General features: G+C 54.4%; 14 protein-coding genes. 9 read left to right on the top strand and 5 right to left on the bottom strand.

What is annotated here, in order from left to right:
• Positions 1-21: 21 nt before the first annotated feature.
• The 3 genes from AB4O08_RS27410 to AB4O08_RS27400 all read right to left on the bottom strand — a co-directional run bounded on the left by AB4O08_RS27410 (position 22) and on the right by AB4O08_RS27400 (position 4,206).
• Positions 22-960: a GlxA family transcriptional regulator gene (locus AB4O08_RS27410; protein ID WP_224265958.1), complete on the bottom strand. Its 939-nt coding sequence runs from the start codon at positions 958-960 to the stop codon at positions 22-24.
• Between the two features lie 665 nt (positions 961-1,625).
• Positions 1,626-3,707, bottom strand: a complete 2,082-nt coding sequence (locus tag AB4O08_RS27405; protein ID WP_122461176.1) for a TonB-dependent receptor — start codon at positions 3,705-3,707, stop codon at positions 1,626-1,628.
• A 109-nt stretch (positions 3,708-3,816) separates the two neighbouring features.
• Positions 3,817-4,206 (bottom strand): DUF2946 domain-containing protein, encoded by a 390-nt coding sequence (locus AB4O08_RS27400; protein ID WP_460114563.1) that lies wholly within the window; start codon positions 4,204-4,206, stop codon positions 3,817-3,819.
• 176 nt (positions 4,207-4,382) lie between these two features.
• Between AB4O08_RS27400 and AB4O08_RS27395 the strand changes: the two genes are divergently transcribed.
• The 9 genes from AB4O08_RS27395 to hutH all read left to right on the top strand — a co-directional run bounded on the left by AB4O08_RS27395 (position 4,383) and on the right by hutH (position 14,459).
• Positions 4,383-5,267 (top strand): LysR family transcriptional regulator, encoded by an 885-nt coding sequence (locus AB4O08_RS27395; protein WP_122461172.1) that lies wholly within the window; start codon positions 4,383-4,385, stop codon positions 5,265-5,267.
• Positions 5,268-5,361: 94 nt separating this feature from the next.
• A complete protein-coding gene (locus AB4O08_RS27390; protein WP_137201184.1) occupies positions 5,362-6,528 on the top strand; it encodes a pyridoxal phosphate-dependent aminotransferase in 1,167 nt (388 codons plus the stop codon).
• The gene (locus AB4O08_RS27385; RefSeq protein ID WP_101220337.1) at positions 6,525-7,457 is read left to right on the top strand and encodes an AEC family transporter; all 933 of its coding nucleotides are present in this window, start codon (positions 6,525-6,527) and stop codon (positions 7,455-7,457) included. The genes AB4O08_RS27390 and AB4O08_RS27385 overlap by 4 nt, the downstream gene beginning before the upstream one ends.
• Positions 7,458-8,000: 543 nt before the next feature.
• On the top strand, positions 8,001-8,783 hold the full coding sequence (locus tag AB4O08_RS27380) for a transporter substrate-binding domain-containing protein (protein ID WP_101220338.1): 783 nt from the start codon (positions 8,001-8,003) through the stop codon (positions 8,781-8,783).
• 55 nt (positions 8,784-8,838) lie between these two features.
• Complete coding sequence (locus AB4O08_RS27375; protein WP_137201185.1) at positions 8,839-9,567, top strand: ABC transporter permease; 729 nt, start codon at positions 8,839-8,841, stop codon at positions 9,565-9,567.
• A complete protein-coding gene (locus tag AB4O08_RS27370) occupies positions 9,564-10,274 on the top strand; it encodes an ABC transporter permease (RefSeq protein WP_068933319.1) in 711 nt (236 codons plus the stop codon). Before AB4O08_RS27375 ends, AB4O08_RS27370 begins: the two co-directional genes overlap by 4 nt.
• Positions 10,275-10,290: 16 nt before the next feature.
• Complete coding sequence (locus AB4O08_RS27365) at positions 10,291-11,055, top strand: ABC transporter ATP-binding protein (protein WP_137201186.1); 765 nt, start codon at positions 10,291-10,293, stop codon at positions 11,053-11,055.
• A 183-nt stretch (positions 11,056-11,238) separates the two neighbouring features.
• Positions 11,239-12,930 (top strand): urocanate hydratase, encoded by a 1,692-nt coding sequence (hutU, locus tag AB4O08_RS27360; RefSeq protein WP_137201187.1) that lies wholly within the window; start codon positions 11,239-11,241, stop codon positions 12,928-12,930.
• A complete protein-coding gene (gene hutH / locus AB4O08_RS27355; RefSeq protein WP_137201188.1) occupies positions 12,927-14,459 on the top strand; it encodes a histidine ammonia-lyase in 1,533 nt (510 codons plus the stop codon). The genes hutU and hutH overlap by 4 nt, the downstream gene beginning before the upstream one ends.
• A gap of 265 nt (positions 14,460-14,724) precedes the next feature.
• Here the strand turns inward: hutH and hutC are convergent, their stop codons facing one another.
• The gene (gene hutC / locus AB4O08_RS27350; RefSeq protein WP_137201189.1) at positions 14,725-15,462 is read right to left on the bottom strand and encodes a histidine utilization repressor; all 738 of its coding nucleotides are present in this window, start codon (positions 15,460-15,462) and stop codon (positions 14,725-14,727) included.
• The gene (gene hisC, locus AB4O08_RS27345) at positions 15,462-16,598 is read right to left on the bottom strand and encodes a histidinol-phosphate transaminase (protein ID WP_137201190.1); all 1,137 of its coding nucleotides are present in this window, start codon (positions 16,596-16,598) and stop codon (positions 15,462-15,464) included. The genes hutC and hisC overlap by 1 nt, the downstream gene beginning before the upstream one ends.
• Between the last annotated feature and the right edge of the window lie 19 nt (positions 16,599-16,617).

Here is a 16,617-nt window from a genome sequence, read left to right as displayed (position 1 = left end):
CCGCTTAATGTGAAAAACCTTTCAGAGAAGCGGCTTAAACCGCTCTCGATATTCCTTGGGCGTGACGGAGTATTTTTTTGTAAAGTTACGAATAAACGTTGACTCGTCACCTAGCCCACACTTATTGGCGATTGCTTTGAGTGGCGAGTTTGACGTCACAAGTAAGTGGCAAGCCGTTTCTAGGCGAATCTGCTCGACCATTTTACTCGGCGTGCTACCTGTGACTTCACTATATTTACGTGCAAAAGTTCTTTCACTCATGTTCATAAAATTTGCTAGTGAAGATATCGATAAATCGCTATTAAGATTGCTATTTAGCCAAGCGTGAAGATCTGAGAATTGACTGCTTTTTGACTGTAACGTCAAAGATGAGCTGAACTGATCTTGATCTCCTGGCCGTTTTAAAAAAACAACCAGATGTCGTGCTACTTCGAGTGCAGCAGAATGCCCCAAGTCGGCTTCAACCATTGATAACGCCAAATCGATCCCGGAAGTAACACCCGCTGAAGTCCATAAGTCCCCGTCATTAATAAATATAGGGCCGCGCCTTACGTTTACAAATGGAAAGTCTGTTTCCAATTTGTCATAGGCAGACCAATGAGTAGTAACGTGTCGCCCGTTTAGTTTTCCAGCTCTCGCTAGCGCAAATACCCCCGTGCAAACGGAAACTAGACGCTTTGCATTTTCAGCATGTCTTACAAAATGTGTAAAAAACTTTGGATGATCACAAAATTTGTGGATGCCAGGCCCGCCTGGGACGATCAGCGTGTGCGCTCCCGGTGTTTCCGCTCCCAAAACCGCAGCGTTTAATGAGAAATTAGAGAAAATCTCAGTGGTTCCACTTAAAGAAAGGATCGATAAGGAGTAGGGGGGATGATCCGGGTCTGCAAAGTGGTTAGCCGCAATAAAAACATCCAAAGGGCCTGCTAAGTCGAGAAGGCTAACTTCGGGATAAGTCATGAACTGAACAGATCTTACAAGCATTTGTGTTACACCTTCCGGGAGAGCACCTTGTGGGTTCTGGTGATTTTGGCAGAAATCATCAATTTTTTGTCATGTTTTTAACTTATTTTCGTCTATCGTAACTTTAACCTAGAACGCTGCAGCATAGCCCAATCTCACCTAGGGATAAATTTAGTAACTTGAACATCCTTGTGCGATGTATTGGTAATTCGCACGGCCTAATTATTTTTTCGATTTGGAGATTGGTTTTATGTCGGGGCTTATGAAGAGCGCTATGGGGTTCGAAGTGAACATGGATGATGAATTTGCAGATAATATTTGTAATATTCTTGGGCTGTTGGAGATTGGTTCTTCAGGTGTTGCAGGATGTGAGTTGAGGAAGGTCGCCGAATCGAATAGTTGGATAATCGAATTTTTTTGGCGCGACGAACAATCTATGCATGCTCATTTTCGATCATGTCAACTGCAAGAACTGATTAAGCTGTTGGCTTCTAGATCGCGTAAGATTGTATTCGAATGCGACAGTGAATGAGCCTAATACATATAGATTTCTCAGGCGATTAGTTACCAACCAGCTTTCTCTTAGTTAATCGGATTGCGGTGAGGAAGACGCGCATTCCTTGGAGCTGATGAGGCCTAATAGGCCTCAACAGAATTCCTCCTCAGAAGTCCAAAGTCACTCCGGTGTAAAGCGCACGGCCATCACCCGGGGAATGTAGGGATGCCTGGGCACCGTCCGGGTCATACCAAGCATATTCATAATAACGATTTGTAAGGTTTTTCAGCTGTAAGTCGACACTAACTGATCGTGTCACTTTGTATGTTGCGCCGAGGTTCATCAGCACGTAACCGCCATACGTCCCTTTTTTATTCTCCCGTTCTAGGTAGTAATTGGTCTGGCCGTTCATCCAGGCCGTCAGATGTAATGCTGGTGTCGCGTCGTAGCTGATTCCCGCGTTGTAGAGGTGATGCGGGATGTGGTCGATTTCCTGACCTTTGCTGTTAGGCAACGTGGCACTCGGCTGGAGTATTTTCGAATATTGCCAAGAGTAGGCCATCCAGATATTGGTGCGTTCGTTCGGATACAGGTTCATCTGCAAGTCGTAACCCCAGCGCCGTGTTTCACCAACATTATCGGATTCGCCGCTTGGGTCGTTCAGCCTTCGACTAACTTCCCCCGAGGCCTCTTGCTGCCAATAAGCAACGCGCCCGTCTACCCAGTCATCCGGCGTGAACTTGATTCCGGTTTCCCAGCCCTCGTTGATCGAGGGTGCCAGATCGGTATCCCGGGGAGGTATCTTGTAAGCCGCCGCCCCGGTGCCCACTTGAAAGGTACGTCCCCAGTTCGCATAGAAGCTGGCAACGTCCCAGGGAGAATAGACAACGCTGATCTTCGGCTGCTTGATCAGCCCGTAGTCGTTGATGTCGTAATCTGTGCCGGTCATTTCATTAGTGAAGTCGCCCTGGATCTTGTCGACCCTGTAGGCGGGTACGATCTTCAGAGACTCGAAAGGTTTGATCTCTGCCTGGACATAAGCGCCGTAGGTGTCGAAGTCGAACTGTTGGTCGCGGGTGGTAGCTAGACGTGTGCGGTCTCTAGTGCGATAGCGCTCACTTTTATTTTGCTGCTGCTGTACGTCTGCGCCTCCTTCCAAGGCGAAGTCGTAAAGCCAGCTGACTTGCGGTCGCCAGGTCACGGAGGTTAGCGCGCCATATTGCGTCTCGTAAGCGTCGCGTTCCTGTTGAGCGCTGGTGCTCCAGTATTGCGTCCAACGCCTGTCATCGAAGGTGTTGACGTAGGTCTTCGCTGACCAAGCGAGGTTATCAGCCAGGTCTGTATCAAAATGCAGACTGACTTGGTTCATGCGACGCGTACCCTTGTCAGTAGCGTTGAAGCTGTTGGTCATTTCCGGGTGATGACGTGCATCGTCTTCTCTTAGATAACCTGGCTCCTGAGCTTCAGTTTCGTAGTGACGAGCAATAAGGCCGATACGGTAGCTGTCATCGTCCGGCGTGTAGAACCATTTGCCAGACATTGAAAACTTGTCGGCTTCGGCATGATCCCGGTAGCCATCAGATTTTTGATAGGCGAAAAAGTAATTCTGAGTCCAGTTGCTGCTCTCAATTCCCTTGGCCAGCTGTGCTTCTTGGGTATTGAAGCTTCCATAACGCAGCCGCGCCTTGTTGTAGTCGCCACCTGTGCGGGTGAGCATGTTGACGTTGCCGGCAATGTTGTTCAGACCATAACGCGCATCGCTGGTGCCACGCACCACCTCAATGCTGTCCAGCTCCATGGGGAAAATCATGTCCATGAACGGCATATTGCCGTCGTTGCTGTTGCTCGGAATGCCGTCGATCAAAAGCTTTACGGCATTCACTTCGCCTTCACCGTTAAAGCCACGGAAGGAAATTTTCCCTGAGGTCGTGCCTTGGTTGAATTCAGTGAGCATGACACCCGGTGCGCGACTGAACAGTTCCCAGCTGTAATTTACTGGCATTTTTTCGAGGATGTCTCCTCCGAGAATATCCACCGAGCTGAGAACGTTGCTGGTACTCAAAGGGCCGCTTGCCGAGCCCTGAATGCTGACCGCACCTAGGGTCAGGGTTGAATTTTCGATTCTGCTGGCTTCAGCTAATGCCACTGACAGCGGGCTCAACGCGAGCACGCCTATTGAAAGCAGGGGCCAAAGGGGGCGGGACACAGACAATGCCTTTGCAGGGCGCAAAGTGGTTGAAGCAGGCATAGCACGCACTTCCTGATGATCAAGAAACTTTAAGGGCGTTCAGCGTCCATCGCAGGCCGCTAGAAGGATTTAAAGAGAGCAGCACCGCATGAGGTCAGCGGTGTTGTGATCAGGCGAAAGGGGATGCGCGTGGACTTAGGCTTGGCCAACGAACTCTCGGATGTAGCGTGGGCAACTCAGGATTTTCGAGGGCGGTATTGTGGGTGTACGGCGGTAGGTAGTGCCGGTAGTAGTTGGACGGTAACGCTGCAAGTCCCGCATGACCACAACAGCAGTCGCCGTGCTGCATGACAGGTTTCGATTGCGGCAGCTGCAGGGCATCAATTACTTTGCCGAGGTCTGCAGGAAGGGCGCTCAAGTTCCCACCTGAACAAAAACCACCCCAAAGCATCAGGCGCACGTCTGGTGCCTGTATCGCACGACTCATCGGCATAGCGAACAGATTGAGCAGGACAGCCAGACAGGCAATCCAGGGACGGATACGTTTCAACGAGCTCATAAATGAAATCGCCGCGAAGGGGCAACTATTTAGCCCGCTTTAAAGAGTGAAGTAAATTTTTCCTGGGTGCGCTATTTCGCCACAGGTCATATTGGATCGCAGGGAAGATCTCTGCGTCCAAACAAGACGCCTGCACCAACTGGTAAGCTCGCTCATCAACTTGTTGGATGATGGCTATGTCTCTACGCGCACTTCGAACACTGCTTGCTATTGCCCAACACGGTTCTTTCGTCAGAGCAGCGGACGCCGTTCATCTCACCCAGTCAGCGGTCAGCCTTCATGTTCGGTCGTTGGAGGAGGATTTCAACGCGCTCCTGTTTGACCGTTCACGACGGTTGCCGGTACTGACGGATGCGGGCCATATCGCCGTGGAGCGCGCGAGAGAAATTCTAGCCTTGTATGACGGCATCTCCTCTGAGCTTGGCGGCGACAGCGAGTTACGGGGCAGGCTTAGAATCGGCGCCATCCAAACAGCACTGGCAGGCGTTTTGCCCCTCGCACTGTCTGCATTGCGCGCCCTGCATCCGCACCTGCGCATCACTGTTGCGTCGGGCATGTCTGCTGAGTTGGCCACGCGCGTAGAAGCGGGCGAACTAGATGTTGCGATCACCACAGAGCCGGTGAAACCACACCCTTATGGCCTGGTGAGCACGGTGCTTTACGAGGAAGGTTTCTGGATCATCGCGCCTGTGTCACTCGCGCATGAGGACTTGCAGCTTCTTCTCAAAAGTCAGCCGTTTATTCGCTTTGATCGTCGTGCCTGGGCGGGTCGAACCATTGAGCGGGAGCTTCGCACTATGCGGATGCGGGTGCAGACCAGCATGGAGCTTGATAGCCAAGATGCGATTATCCAGATGGTTTCAAGCGGACTTGGAGTATCCATCATTCCTCTCGCTCAGCAACAAGTCGAAAGCCTGACCACACTCGCCTTTGAGCCGTTCGGCACGCCTCAAAAAACCAGGCGCGTTGTATTACTGGAGCGCGAAGAGCGTCCGCTTAGGCGATTGGCTTCAGCCCTGGCGAACGCCGTGAAAGCTTATTCTCCGCACACCGACCCATGAGTGATACTTGTTGTTTGCTGAATTTTAAATCGTTTTTATTTTAGAGTCCGACTTCTTATCGTGGTGCCCATCCAGACGCATTCTTGAGGGCGACATGAGCACTCCACCTACCGCAGACAATATCCTGCAGTCTCCTATCCTGATCATGGCAAAGCGAGCGGCGTTGATGCGAGCGCAGGGCAGGGATGTCATCGACCTGACATTGGGCGAGCCAGACTTCAACGCGCCGCCACACGTTCTTGAAGCTGCGCACGCTGCGCTCAGCGGTCGCCTGACCTACTCACCGTCTAACGGTATTGAACCACTTCGTCGCGCGATCCGAATGCGCATGAAAGAAATTCGAAACCTCGATTACGCCGATGATCAAGTGGCCGTCGGCTGTGGCGCCAAACAAATCATCTACAACGCTTTTCAAGCGACCCTCAAAAGTGGCGACGAGGTGATCGTGCCCGCGCCCTATTGGGCGAGTTATCCCGCCATGATCAAGATGTGCGGCGCGCGACCGCTGATTGTTTCGACTACAAGAGAACAAGGTTTTCGCCTCACTGCAGAGCATTTGGATGCAGCGCTTAGCCGGGCAACGTCGCCCAAGTGGATCGTCTTGAATGCGCCGGGCAACCCGTCAGGAGCGCTCTACTCACGTGAGCAACTGTTGGCCATCGCCGAAGTGCTGCGTCGATATCCAGGGGTGATGGTGCTATCAGATGACATTTATTCAGAAATTCGTTACACGGATGATCCCTACCAAACGTTGGCGGCGGTGGCGCCTGATTTGAGAGACCGTATCCTGATCGTGGATGGCGTATCTAAAGTTTACGCAATGACCGGCTGGCGAGTGGGGTGGGGGTGTGGGCCAACGTCATTGATCACGACGATCAGCTCGGTTCAATCACAGAACTGTACTCAGACCAGCACCCTGAGCCAGTTGGCGGCGGTTTCCGCATTGACTGGGCCTCAAGCGTTGGTGGGCGAGCGAAATGCAATTTATCGACAGCGACGTGATGCCGCGCTCCAAATCCTGCGGGCCTGCGAAGCTATTGATGTCGCATGTCCAGAAGGCGCGTTTTATCTTATTCCTAGGATCAAAACGATCAATGATGATCAGGCCTTCGCGCTCAAGCTCCTTGAGGCGGGCATAGCAACTGTTCCAGGTAGCGCTTTTGGGATGCCAGGACATCTCAGGCTTTCCTTTGCTACCGATGAGTCCATCCTGACCGCGGGCTGTGAACGTTTGGTGCAAAAAATCAAGGCGGGCGCATGACCCTTTCTTTGTTGATTGCCTTGTTACCCATCGCTTTTTTGATCGCGCTGGGCGCATGGCTCAAGCATCGTCAATTTCTAGCGGATACCTTCTGGGCGCAGGCAGAGCGCTTGGCATATTACGTATTGCTTCCTTCACTTTTCTTTCACGGACTGGCGACCGCCAAGCTTGATGGAGTGCCCATTCAAAGCATGGTCTCGGTGCTTATATTGTCGACTGTAGTCGTGTCGCTAATGCTATTGGGAGCAAGAGCGTTGATCACTCGGGACAATGCGACATTCACGTCAGTTTTTCAGGGTGGCATACGCTTCAACAATTACGTTGGCGTTTCTGCCGCGGCGGGTTTGTTTGGTGTGCAAGGCGTAGCGCTGGCAGCCGTCGCGAACGCTGCGATAGTGCCTACAGTTAACATCCTGTGCGTACTTGTTTTCGCAAGGTTCGGATCTAGCGGCAGAATGACATTTAGCAAAGTGCTCAAGCAGTTGGCACTGAACCCACTTGTACTCGCTTGCTTCGCCGGCGGGTTGATCCAGGTCTTAGGCTGGGGGCTACCAGTTGGTATCGAGCCGATGCTCAAAGCCTTGGGTCAAGCGTCACTGCCGCTCGGTTTACTCTGCGTGGGTGCCGCGCTTGAGTTCGGGAGCATTAAGCAATGGCTACGCCCGGTCGGCTATTCGTCTCTGGTGAAGTTCTTAGTCATGCCGCTCGTCACGCTTGGAGCTTGTCATCTGTTCAGGCTTGAAGGGAAAGCTGCCATTGCAGCACTCCTGTTCCAGGCGCTGCCGACCGCTTCATCCTCCTACATCATGGCTCGTCAGTTGGGCGGAGATGCGCCACTAATGGCTGGGATCATCGCTTGCCAAACCCTTCTCGCAGGCGTCGCTCTTCCCATTGTCATAGTGGTAATGACCCAATGGATTGACTTCTAGGCATTTACGAAAAGCGTTCAACGATGCCGTCCTGATGCGGGATGTTTCGCGCACCACTTTTGAGCCGTATCCGTTTTTTTCTTCTATTACGCCGAGATTGTGGCAGTAGTACGAATTCAGATTCTATCTCGAGCTTGGAGTCATCCGGGTCGCCGAGGGGGCTTCAGGATCATGTCCGCGATAGGTCGATGCTGATCCGCCTCCAACCGCCTACGCCATCTCCCGAACTCAGCCACATGGCGCATATCGAGATTAAAGAGGTTGACTGTCCTCCTGACCTCTAGAGAAAAAACCTCCGATAACCCCTATTTACAGGCAATTCTAGCGTCTTCTAAATCCCCAGAAAGGAATCGATCAGATCAAAGGATGACTGATTGCCTAGGCCTGTCTGTACAAGTATGTATTTGCGCGCTAGAGTCGACCATGTGTCTCGACACGTTTGTCCGCAACCTGGGGGCTGTGTGTTCAGCGTAATGCCACACGCGCTCCATAACTGTACTCGTGCGCCCCAAGCGCTTCTGTTGGTTATTAGGAATAAAAACAATGAAAAAATCTATTTTGACCTTATCAGTATTGGCTCTGTGCGCGGCGGCTGGTATTGCCGTTGCCAAGGAGTACAAGGAGTTGCGCTTTGGAGTCGACCCATCCTATGCACCCTTCGAATCCAAGGCCGCCGACGGCAGCCTTGTGGGCTTTGATATTGATCTGGGTAACGCGATTTGCGCTGAACTGAAGGTCAAGTGCAAATGGGTAGAAAGTGATTTCGACGGGATGATTCCTGGCCTCAGGGCCAATAAATTCGACGGCGTGATTTCTGCCATGACCGTGACTTCTTCGCGGGAAAAAGTCATCGATTTCTCCAACGAATTGTTCTCGGTGCCAACATCCTTCGTCTTTAAGAAAGGCTCGGCCTTGAGCGAAGACATCACGACGCTGGCTGGCAAAACCGTTGGCTATGAACAAGGCACCACCGAGGAGGCCTACGCCAAGGCCGTGCTGAACAAGGCCGGGGTAAAAACCCAGGCCTACGCCAACCAGGATCAGGTTTATGCTGACCTGGTCACGGGTCGCCTCGATGCCTCGATTCAGAACATGCTGCAAGCTGAAATGGGTTTCCTGAAGTCCCCGCAAGGCGCTGACTTTGAAGTGAGCAAGCCAGTCCATCACGAACTGCTGCCAGCAAAAACGGCGATCGGTCTGCTCAAAGGCAATGCCGAGCTTAAAGCCCTAGTGAACAAAGGCATACAGGCGCTCCACGACGACGGCACCTACGTGGCCATCCAAAAGAAACACTTCGGTGATCAGAATATTTACAGCGGCAAATAACGACGCTGCGCCCATTCACGGATGGGCGTTTTCCTGATTGACGAAGGGCTTCCCCATGTTAGAAAACCTATTGCAGATGCTGGGGCTGTCGGGCTTCAGCCTCAAGGGCTTTGGCCCACTTTTGCTGCAAGGCACCTGGATGACGGTCAAGTTATCCTTCCTTTGCTTGCTGCTAAGCGTGATTTTCGGCCTGATCGGTGCCAGTGCCAAGCTTTCAACGTCGGCGCTGTTGCGCGTCCCTGCACAGGCCTACACCACGCTGATTCGTGGAGTGCCGGATCTGGTTCTGATGCTGCTGATCTTCTACAGCTTACAGACCTGGCTCACCCAGCTGACCTCAGCCTTAGGGTGGGATTACATCGAGATCAATCCATTCAGTGCCGGCGTGATCACGCTGGGCTTTATCTATGGTGCGTATTTCACTGAGACTTTCCGAGGCGCCATCCTCGCCGTGCCGCGTGGCCAGATGGAAGCGGCCACTGCTTACGGCCTTACCCGCGCGCAGCGTTTCCGCTACGTACTGTTCCCGCAGATGATGCGTTTTGCCTTACCGGGTATCGGCAACAACTGGATGGTCATCCTCAAAGCCACCGCGTTGGTCTCGATTATTGGGTTGGCCGACCTGGTGAAAGTGGCTCAAGACGCCGGCAAGACCACCTATCAACTGTTCTTTTTCCTGGTGCTGGCGGCCTTGATCTATCTGGTCATCACCACTGCATCGAACTACGTCTTGCGCCGGCTGGAAATCCTCTATGCCGCAGGCACCCGGGAGGCCGTGCGATGATCGAACTTCTGCAGGAATACTGGAAGCCTTTCCTCTACAGCGATGGCTATCACATCACCGGGTTAGCGATGACCCTGTGGCTACTAAGTGCTTCGCTTTTCCTGGGCTTTTTGATGGCACTCCCGCTGTCGATTGCCAGGGTCTCAAGCAACGTATGGGTGCGCTGGCCGGTACAGTTCTACACTTATCTGTTTCGCGGTACGCCACTGTATATACAGCTACTGATCTGCTACACCGGTATCTACAGCCTTGCAGCGGTGCGCGCGCAACCCATGCTCGACGCATTCTTCCGCGATGCAATCAACTGCACCATTCTTGCCTTCGCTTTGAGCACTTGCGCCTACACCACGGAAATTTTCGCCGGGGCGATCCGTAACATGAATCACGGCGAGGTCGAAGCGGCCAAGGCATTCGGACTGCGCGGCTGGAAGTTGTATGCCTACATCATCATGCCATCTGCGCTGCGCCGATCGCTGCCGAACTACAGCAACGAAGTCATACTGATGCTGCACTCGACCACAGTCGCGTTCACTGCGACTGTGCCGGACATTCTCAAGGTCGCCCGGGATGCCAATTCGGCAACGTTCCTGACATTCCAGTCGTTCGGTATCGCCGCCGCGATTTACCTCGCAGTCACTTTCTCTCTGGTTGGCCTGTTCCGTCTGGCTGAACGCCGCTGGCTGTCTTTCCTCGGCCCGGCTCATTAATTCAGGGTGTTTGAACATGTACAAATTGACCGTTGAAAACCTGCATAAAAGCTATGGCAGCCACGAAGTACTCAAAGGCGTTTCCCTAAACGCCAAGACCGGCGATGTGATTAGCCTGATTGGCGCCAGCGGGTCGGGCAAGAGCACCTTCTTGCGTTGTATCAACTTTTTGGAAACGCCCAACGACGGCGCCATGGGCCTGGATAACCAGCCGATTCGCATGATGCATGACCGCCACGGCATGCATGTGGCCGACGCTTCTGAACTGCAGCGGCTGCGCACACGGCTTGCGATGGTGTTCCAGCACTTCAACCTCTGGAGCCACATGACCGTGCTCGACAACATCACGATGGCTCCACGCCGCGTCCTGGGTATCAGCAAGAAAGATGCTGAGGAGCGTGCTCGGCGGTATCTGGACAAGGTAGGTTTGCCGTCTCGCGTTGCCGACCAGTATCCGGCTTTTCTCTCTGGCGGGCAGCAGCAGCGGGTCGCTATCGCTCGGGCTTTGGCCATGGAGCCTGAGATCATGTTGTTCGACGAGCCGACTTCGGCGCTTGATCCAGAATTGGTCGGCGAGGTGCTCAAGGTTATCCAGGGTCTGGCCGAAGAAGGTCGAACCATGATCATGGTGACTCATGAGATGAGCTTCGCGCGCAAGGTGTCGAGTCAGGTGTTGTTCCTCCACCAAGGACTCGTGGAAGAGCAGGGCTTACCTAAAGATGTCTTGGGTAACCCCAAGAGCGAGCGCCTGCAGCAGTTCCTTAGCGGCAACCTCAAGTAACCGCTATGCCTTCGAGCGACTCTTCGGTCGCTCATTAGCTCCAAATTACCTTGCCCTTCGTCAGTGACCATGCTCGAGTAAAATTCGCTTGATTATGGTTGTATATACATGATTATATTTATGCGTGACCTGTAGCGTTAAACCAATAAATAGGCTGAGAAAGTCATTTCGAGAGGATTACCGGTGAGCAAGCCATCCCATTTCCGTAATGTCGAAATCCGCGCCGCGCGTGGTAACACGCTGACCGCCAAAAGCTGGCTGACCGAAGCTCCACTGCGCATGTTAATGAACAACCTCGACCCGGAAGTGGCCGAGAACCCAAAAGAACTGGTGGTGTATGGTGGCATCGGTCGTGCGGCGCGTAATTGGGAATGCTACGACAAGATCGTCGAAAGCCTTACCAATCTAAACGACGACGAGACCCTGCTGGTGCAATCCGGCAAGCCGGTCGGCGTGTTCAAGACCCACAGCAGCGCCCCGCGCGTGCTGATCGCCAACTCCAACCTAGTGCCGCACTGGGCCACTTGGGAACACTTCAACGAACTCGACGCCAAAGGCCTGGCCATGTATGGCCAGATGACCGCCGGCAGCTGGATCTACATCGGCAGTCAGGGCATCGTCCAGGGCACCTACGAAACCTTCGTAGAAGCCGGTCGCCAGCATTACAACGATAATCTGAAGGGTCGTTGGGTGCTGACCGCAGGCCTCGGCGGTATGGGTGGCGCCCAGCCACTGGCGGCAACCCTGGCCGGCGCCTGCTCGCTGAATATCGAATGCCAGCAAGTCAGTATCGATTTCCGCCTGAACAGCCGTTACGTCGACGAGCAAGCCACAGACCTCGATGACGCACTGGCCCGCATCGCCAAATACACCAAAGAAGGCAAGGCTATCTCCATCGCCCTGCTGGGTAACGCGGCGGAAATCCTGCCTGAACTGGTCAAGCGCGGCGTACGCCCGGACATGGTCACCGACCAGACCAGCGCCCACGACCCACTAAACGGTTACCTCCCGGCCGGATGGACTTGGGAAGAGTATCGCGCTCGCGCCAAAACCGAGCCTACCGCTGTAGTGAAAGCCGCCAAGCAATCGATGGCCGTACACGTCAAAGCGATGCTTGAATTCCAGAAAATGGGCATTCCAACTTTCGACTACGGCAACAACATCCGTCAGATGGCTCAGGAAGAAGGCGTGGAAAACGCATTCGACTTCCCGGGCTTCGTACCGGCCTACATCCGTCCGCTGTTCTGCCGTGGCATCGGCCCGTTCCGCTGGGCTGCGCTGTCGGGTAACGCTGAAGACATCTACAAAACTGACGCCAAGGTCAAAGAGCTGATCCCGGACGACGCGCACCTGCATAACTGGCTGGACATGGCGCGCGAGCGCATCAGCTTCCAGGGCATGCCGGCACGAATCTGTTGGGTAGGGCTGGGTCTGCGCGCCAAGCTGGGCCTGGCATTCAACGAAATGGTGCGTAGCGGTGAGTTGTCGGCGCCGATCGTCATCGGTCGCGACCATTTGGACTCCGGTTCCGTGGCCAGCCCAAACCGCGAAACCGAATCAATGCAGGACGGTTCCGACGCCGTGTCCGACTGGCCACTGCTCAACGCACTGCTGAACACCGCGAGCGGCGCGACCTGGGTTTCCCTGCACCACGGCGGCGGCGTCGGCATGGGCTTCTCTCAGCACTCGGGCATGGTGATTGTCTGCGACGGTACCGACGAAGCGGCTGAGCGCATTGCACGCGTGCTGCACAACGACCCGGCGACCGGCGTGATGCGTCACGCCGACGCGGGTTACCAGATCGCAATAGATTGTGCCAAAGAACAAGGCTTGAACCTGCCAATGATCACCTCTGTTAAAGGAGCAAAAGCATGAACACACTCAACATCATCCCTGGCCAACTGAGCCTTGCCCAACTGCGCGACGTCTACCAGCATCCGATCAACATCTCCCTCGATGACAGTGCTTCGGCCCAGATTGAAGCCAGCGTTGCTTGCGTGGAACAAATCCTCGCCGAGAACCGCACCGCCTATGGGATCAATACCGGTTTCGGCCTGCTGGCCTCGACCCGCATCGCTACCGAAGACCTGGAGAACCTCCAGCGCTCACTGGTTCTGTCCCACGCTGCCGGTGTTGGCGAACCGATCAGTGACGCGCTGGTCAGGCTGGTCATGGTGCTCAAGGTCAATAGCTTGAGCCGTGGTTTCTCCGGCATCCGCCGCACCGTCATCGAAGCACTGATCGCTTTGATCAACGCCGAGGTTTATCCGCACATTCCGTTGAAAGGTTCGGTCGGTGCATCCGGCGACCTCGCACCCTTGGCCCACATGTCGCTGGTGCTGTTGGGTGAAGGCAAGGCTCGTTACAAGGGCGAATGGCTGGAAGCAACCGAGGCGCTGAAAGTCGCCGGCCTGACGCCACTGACACTGGCTGCCAAGGAAGGGCTGGCGTTGCTCAACGGCACGCAGGTATCCACCGCTTATGCACTGCGTGGTTTGTTCGAGGGCGAAGATCTGTTCGCTGGCGCACTGGCGATCGGTGCTCTGACTGTTGAAGCGGTTCTGGGGTCGCGCTCGCCGTTCGACGCACGCATCCACGCCGCGCGTGGCCAGAAAGGCCAGATCGACAGTGCTACCGCCTACCGAGACTTGCTCGGCGAGCGCAGTGAAGTCTCCGACTCCCACCAGAACTGCGGCAAGGTTCAGGATCCGTACTCCCTGCGTTGCCAGCCGCAAGTCATGGGCGCTTGCCTGACCCAGTTCCGTCAAGCTGCGGAGGTATTGGTCGTCGAAGCTAATGCCGTCTCCGATAACCCATTGGTCTTCGCTGTCGAAGGCGATGTGATCTCCGGTGGCAACTTCCACGCCGAGCCTGTGGCCATGGCTGCTGACAACATGGCATTGGCGATAGCGGAAATCGGCTCGCTAAGCGAACGGCGTATTTCCCTGATGATGGACAAGCACATGTCGCAATTGCCGCCATTCCTGGTGGCCAACGGCGGTGTGAACTCCGGCTTCATGATTTCCCAAGTTACCGCAGCGGCGCTGGCCAGTGAGAACAAGGCACTTGCGCATCCACATTCGGTGGATAGCCTGCCAACTTCCGCGAATCAGGAGGATCACGTGTCAATGGCTCCTGCAGCGGGCAAGCGTTTATGGGAAATGGCTGAAAACACTCGCGGCGTCCTCGCTGTTGAGTGGCTCGCTGCGTGTCAGGGCCTTGACTTGCGCGAAGGCTTGAAGACCTCGACGAAGCTGGAGCTTGCCCGCACCAGCCTGCGCAGCAAAGTGGCTTACTACGACAAAGATCGCTTCTTTGCGCCGGATATCAACGCAGCAAGCGAGCTGTTGGCTTCCCGGTGCTTGAACGAACTGGTGTTGCCAAAGTTGCTGCCTAGCTTGTAATCGGGGGGAAGGGGCGTTTGGCTCCTGTGTGAGCAAGCTGAATTGCTCGAGTCATCCCGCACGAGAGCTACAGTGTTTATGCAGTTTTTTTGCTCTACAGCTATCGGCGACAGGCAGTTGTCGTAGCTGTGGAGCTTTTTCACTTTTGTAGTGCAGGAAACTCACTGGTGAAATTCTGCGTCAAGAGGTTGTCCGGAAAGTAGAAGCAGCAATGGCATTTCGATCCCGGTTTATGATGGAACAGTTCATCAGATGCCTTCAGGCATCAACTGTCTCTATGCGCCCCGTTTACCGGCAGGCGACTGCCGAGTCGATAGCGTGAGGAGGGGTGAACCAAGCGCACGTAAGTCACAATTTTGCTTTGGCTCCAAGTGCGGCGGATAAGTGCTAAGCAAGGTTCGTTGGCGTCGATCTGCATATGTTTGCTTTCGTCAATGCTTGGGTGACAGGCTTCGACGATATGCTCCATTTCATCGGGTTTGACGACGCGCAACAGGTATTTGGCGGGTTGCAAGTGCTCCCCGAAGTCTTGCTTCAGAAATTCTGGCACCAGCTCGGGATTGACGTAACGATCCTCGAGTTGCACGGGCACGCCTTCTTCGCTGTGAACACAGACTAGATGAAAAACTGAAGAACCGGTGGTCAGGCCCAATGCGGAGGCCACCGGCATTGAGGCCGATTCGCGCCCCAAGTGCAGCACACGGCAGGTGTAACTGTGACCTCTGGCGAGGATTTCGTCGGCAATGTTCGTGATACGCAGCAAGTTTGATTGCGGTTTGCTTTCGGCTACGAACGTGCCAACGCCTGAAATCCTGACCAGATGACCTTCTTCGGTCAGTTCGCGTAAGGCCCGGTTGACGGTCATGCGCGAAATGCCCAGTTCTTGCACCAGTTGGTTTTCTGAAGAAATCAGGTCACCAGGTTTCCAAACGCCCGCGCGAAGTTGGTCTTGCACATAATCCTTTGCACGCCGGTAGAGCGCTTGTGGTGCATTTTTGATCATTAGTCAGTCCGTGTTTCAAGTGCGGCAAGGACGCTTGCCAGTGCTTGGAGGAAAAGGTCGTTATCCTCACAGCTTCCGACAGAGACGCGCAAGTACTCAGTGTATCCAACTTCGCGCCACGGTTTTATGATAACCCCTTCACGCAGCAGTGCTTGGTTGATTACTTCGGCCGGATAAGGCGTGCTAAAAAACAGGAAGTTGGCCAAGGACGGTGCGGTCGTAATGCCTTGCTCGTGCAGCGCTACTTCCAGCCGCTGGCGTTCGCTGGCGACATGGGATAGGCAGGCGTTTAGATGACCATCATCTGCCAGTGCCGCAATCGCTGCAGCTTGTGCCACGCTGTTGACGTTGAACGGGGTGCGCAGGCGGTTAATCAGATCTGCCAGCAGTGGATCGCTGACGATACCGTAGCCGATGCGCAAACCTGCCAGGGAATAAGCCTTGGAGAAAGTCCGCAGCAGGATAAACGGTTTGCCGCTGGCCTGAATCAAACCGAGGCAATCTGGGTACTCGGCCTCCCACTGCGCGTATTCGTAATAGGCCTCATCAAACACCAGCAGACACTTCGAGGGCAATGCGTCGAGCAGTTGCTGCAACTCGTCGGCGCTTAAGGTGCAGCCGACCGGATTTGACGGGCATGAAAACATCAGCACATGGGTGTGGGGGGTGAGTGCAGCGATCATTGCCGCTACATCGAAGGTGCCTCTGTCGGTCATGGGAACACCTACCACCCGGGCACCGGCTGCCATTGGGTATATGAAGTGCAACCCGAAAGATGGCACCACGGTAACTACTTCGTCATCGTGGTCTAAAAACACGCGGCTGATGACGCTCAGCAAATCTTCCGAGCCGTTGCCGAACACCAATTGATTCTCGGGTACGTCGAGCTTTTTCGAGAGTGCAGAGCGTAATGCCTGGCAGCCAGCATCGGGGTATAGCGCAATTTCGCTGCAAGCTCGAGCCGTTGCGGCGCTAACGGCGGGTGCTGTGCCCATCGGGTTTTCGTTGCTGCCTAGTTTGGCGACGCGAGTCAGGCCGAAACGCTTGCGCACAGCATCCGAGGCGAGGCCGGCGTTGTAACTGGCCAATTCGCGCACTTCTGCGCGGGCAAGCAGGTTCAAGTCATTGGCATTCATACAGGGTTAACCTCATTAG

It is taken from the genome of Pseudomonas sp. H3_E07, from assembly GCF_054668895.1.
This window is presented reverse-complemented; position numbering and strand designations above follow the sequence as displayed.

What these genes read in the sequence shown, in the direction of transcription:
- hutH (WP_137201188.1), top strand. Translation starts at nt 12,927, where the DNA reads ATGAACACACTCAACATCATCCCTGGCCAACTGAGCCTTGCCCAACTG.
- AB4O08_RS27365 (WP_137201186.1), top strand. Translation starts at nt 10,291, where the DNA reads ATGTACAAATTGACCGTTGAAAACCTGCATAAAAGCTATGGCAGCCAC.
- AB4O08_RS27400 (WP_460114563.1), bottom strand. Translation starts at nt 4,206, where the DNA reads ATGAGCTCGTTGAAACGTATCCGTCCCTGGATTGCCTGTCTGGCTGTC.
- AB4O08_RS27410 (WP_224265958.1), bottom strand. Translation starts at nt 960, where the DNA reads ATGACTTATCCCGAAGTTAGCCTTCTCGACTTAGCAGGCCCTTTGGAT.
- AB4O08_RS27370 (WP_068933319.1), top strand. Translation starts at nt 9,564, where the DNA reads ATGATCGAACTTCTGCAGGAATACTGGAAGCCTTTCCTCTACAGCGAT.
- hisC (WP_137201190.1), bottom strand. Translation starts at nt 16,598, where the DNA reads ATGAATGCCAATGACTTGAACCTGCTTGCCCGCGCAGAAGTGCGCGAA.
- AB4O08_RS27405 (WP_122461176.1), bottom strand. Translation starts at nt 3,707, where the DNA reads ATGCCTGCTTCAACCACTTTGCGCCCTGCAAAGGCATTGTCTGTGTCC.
- AB4O08_RS27380 (WP_101220338.1), top strand. Translation starts at nt 8,001, where the DNA reads ATGAAAAAATCTATTTTGACCTTATCAGTATTGGCTCTGTGCGCGGCG.
- AB4O08_RS27375 (WP_137201185.1), top strand. Translation starts at nt 8,839, where the DNA reads ATGTTAGAAAACCTATTGCAGATGCTGGGGCTGTCGGGCTTCAGCCTC.
- AB4O08_RS27395 (WP_122461172.1), top strand. Translation starts at nt 4,383, where the DNA reads ATGTCTCTACGCGCACTTCGAACACTGCTTGCTATTGCCCAACACGGT.
- AB4O08_RS27385 (WP_101220337.1), top strand. Translation starts at nt 6,525, where the DNA reads ATGACCCTTTCTTTGTTGATTGCCTTGTTACCCATCGCTTTTTTGATC.
- AB4O08_RS27390 (WP_137201184.1), top strand. Translation starts at nt 5,362, where the DNA reads ATGAGCACTCCACCTACCGCAGACAATATCCTGCAGTCTCCTATCCTG.
- hutC (WP_137201189.1), bottom strand. Translation starts at nt 15,462, where the DNA reads ATGATCAAAAATGCACCACAAGCGCTCTACCGGCGTGCAAAGGATTAT.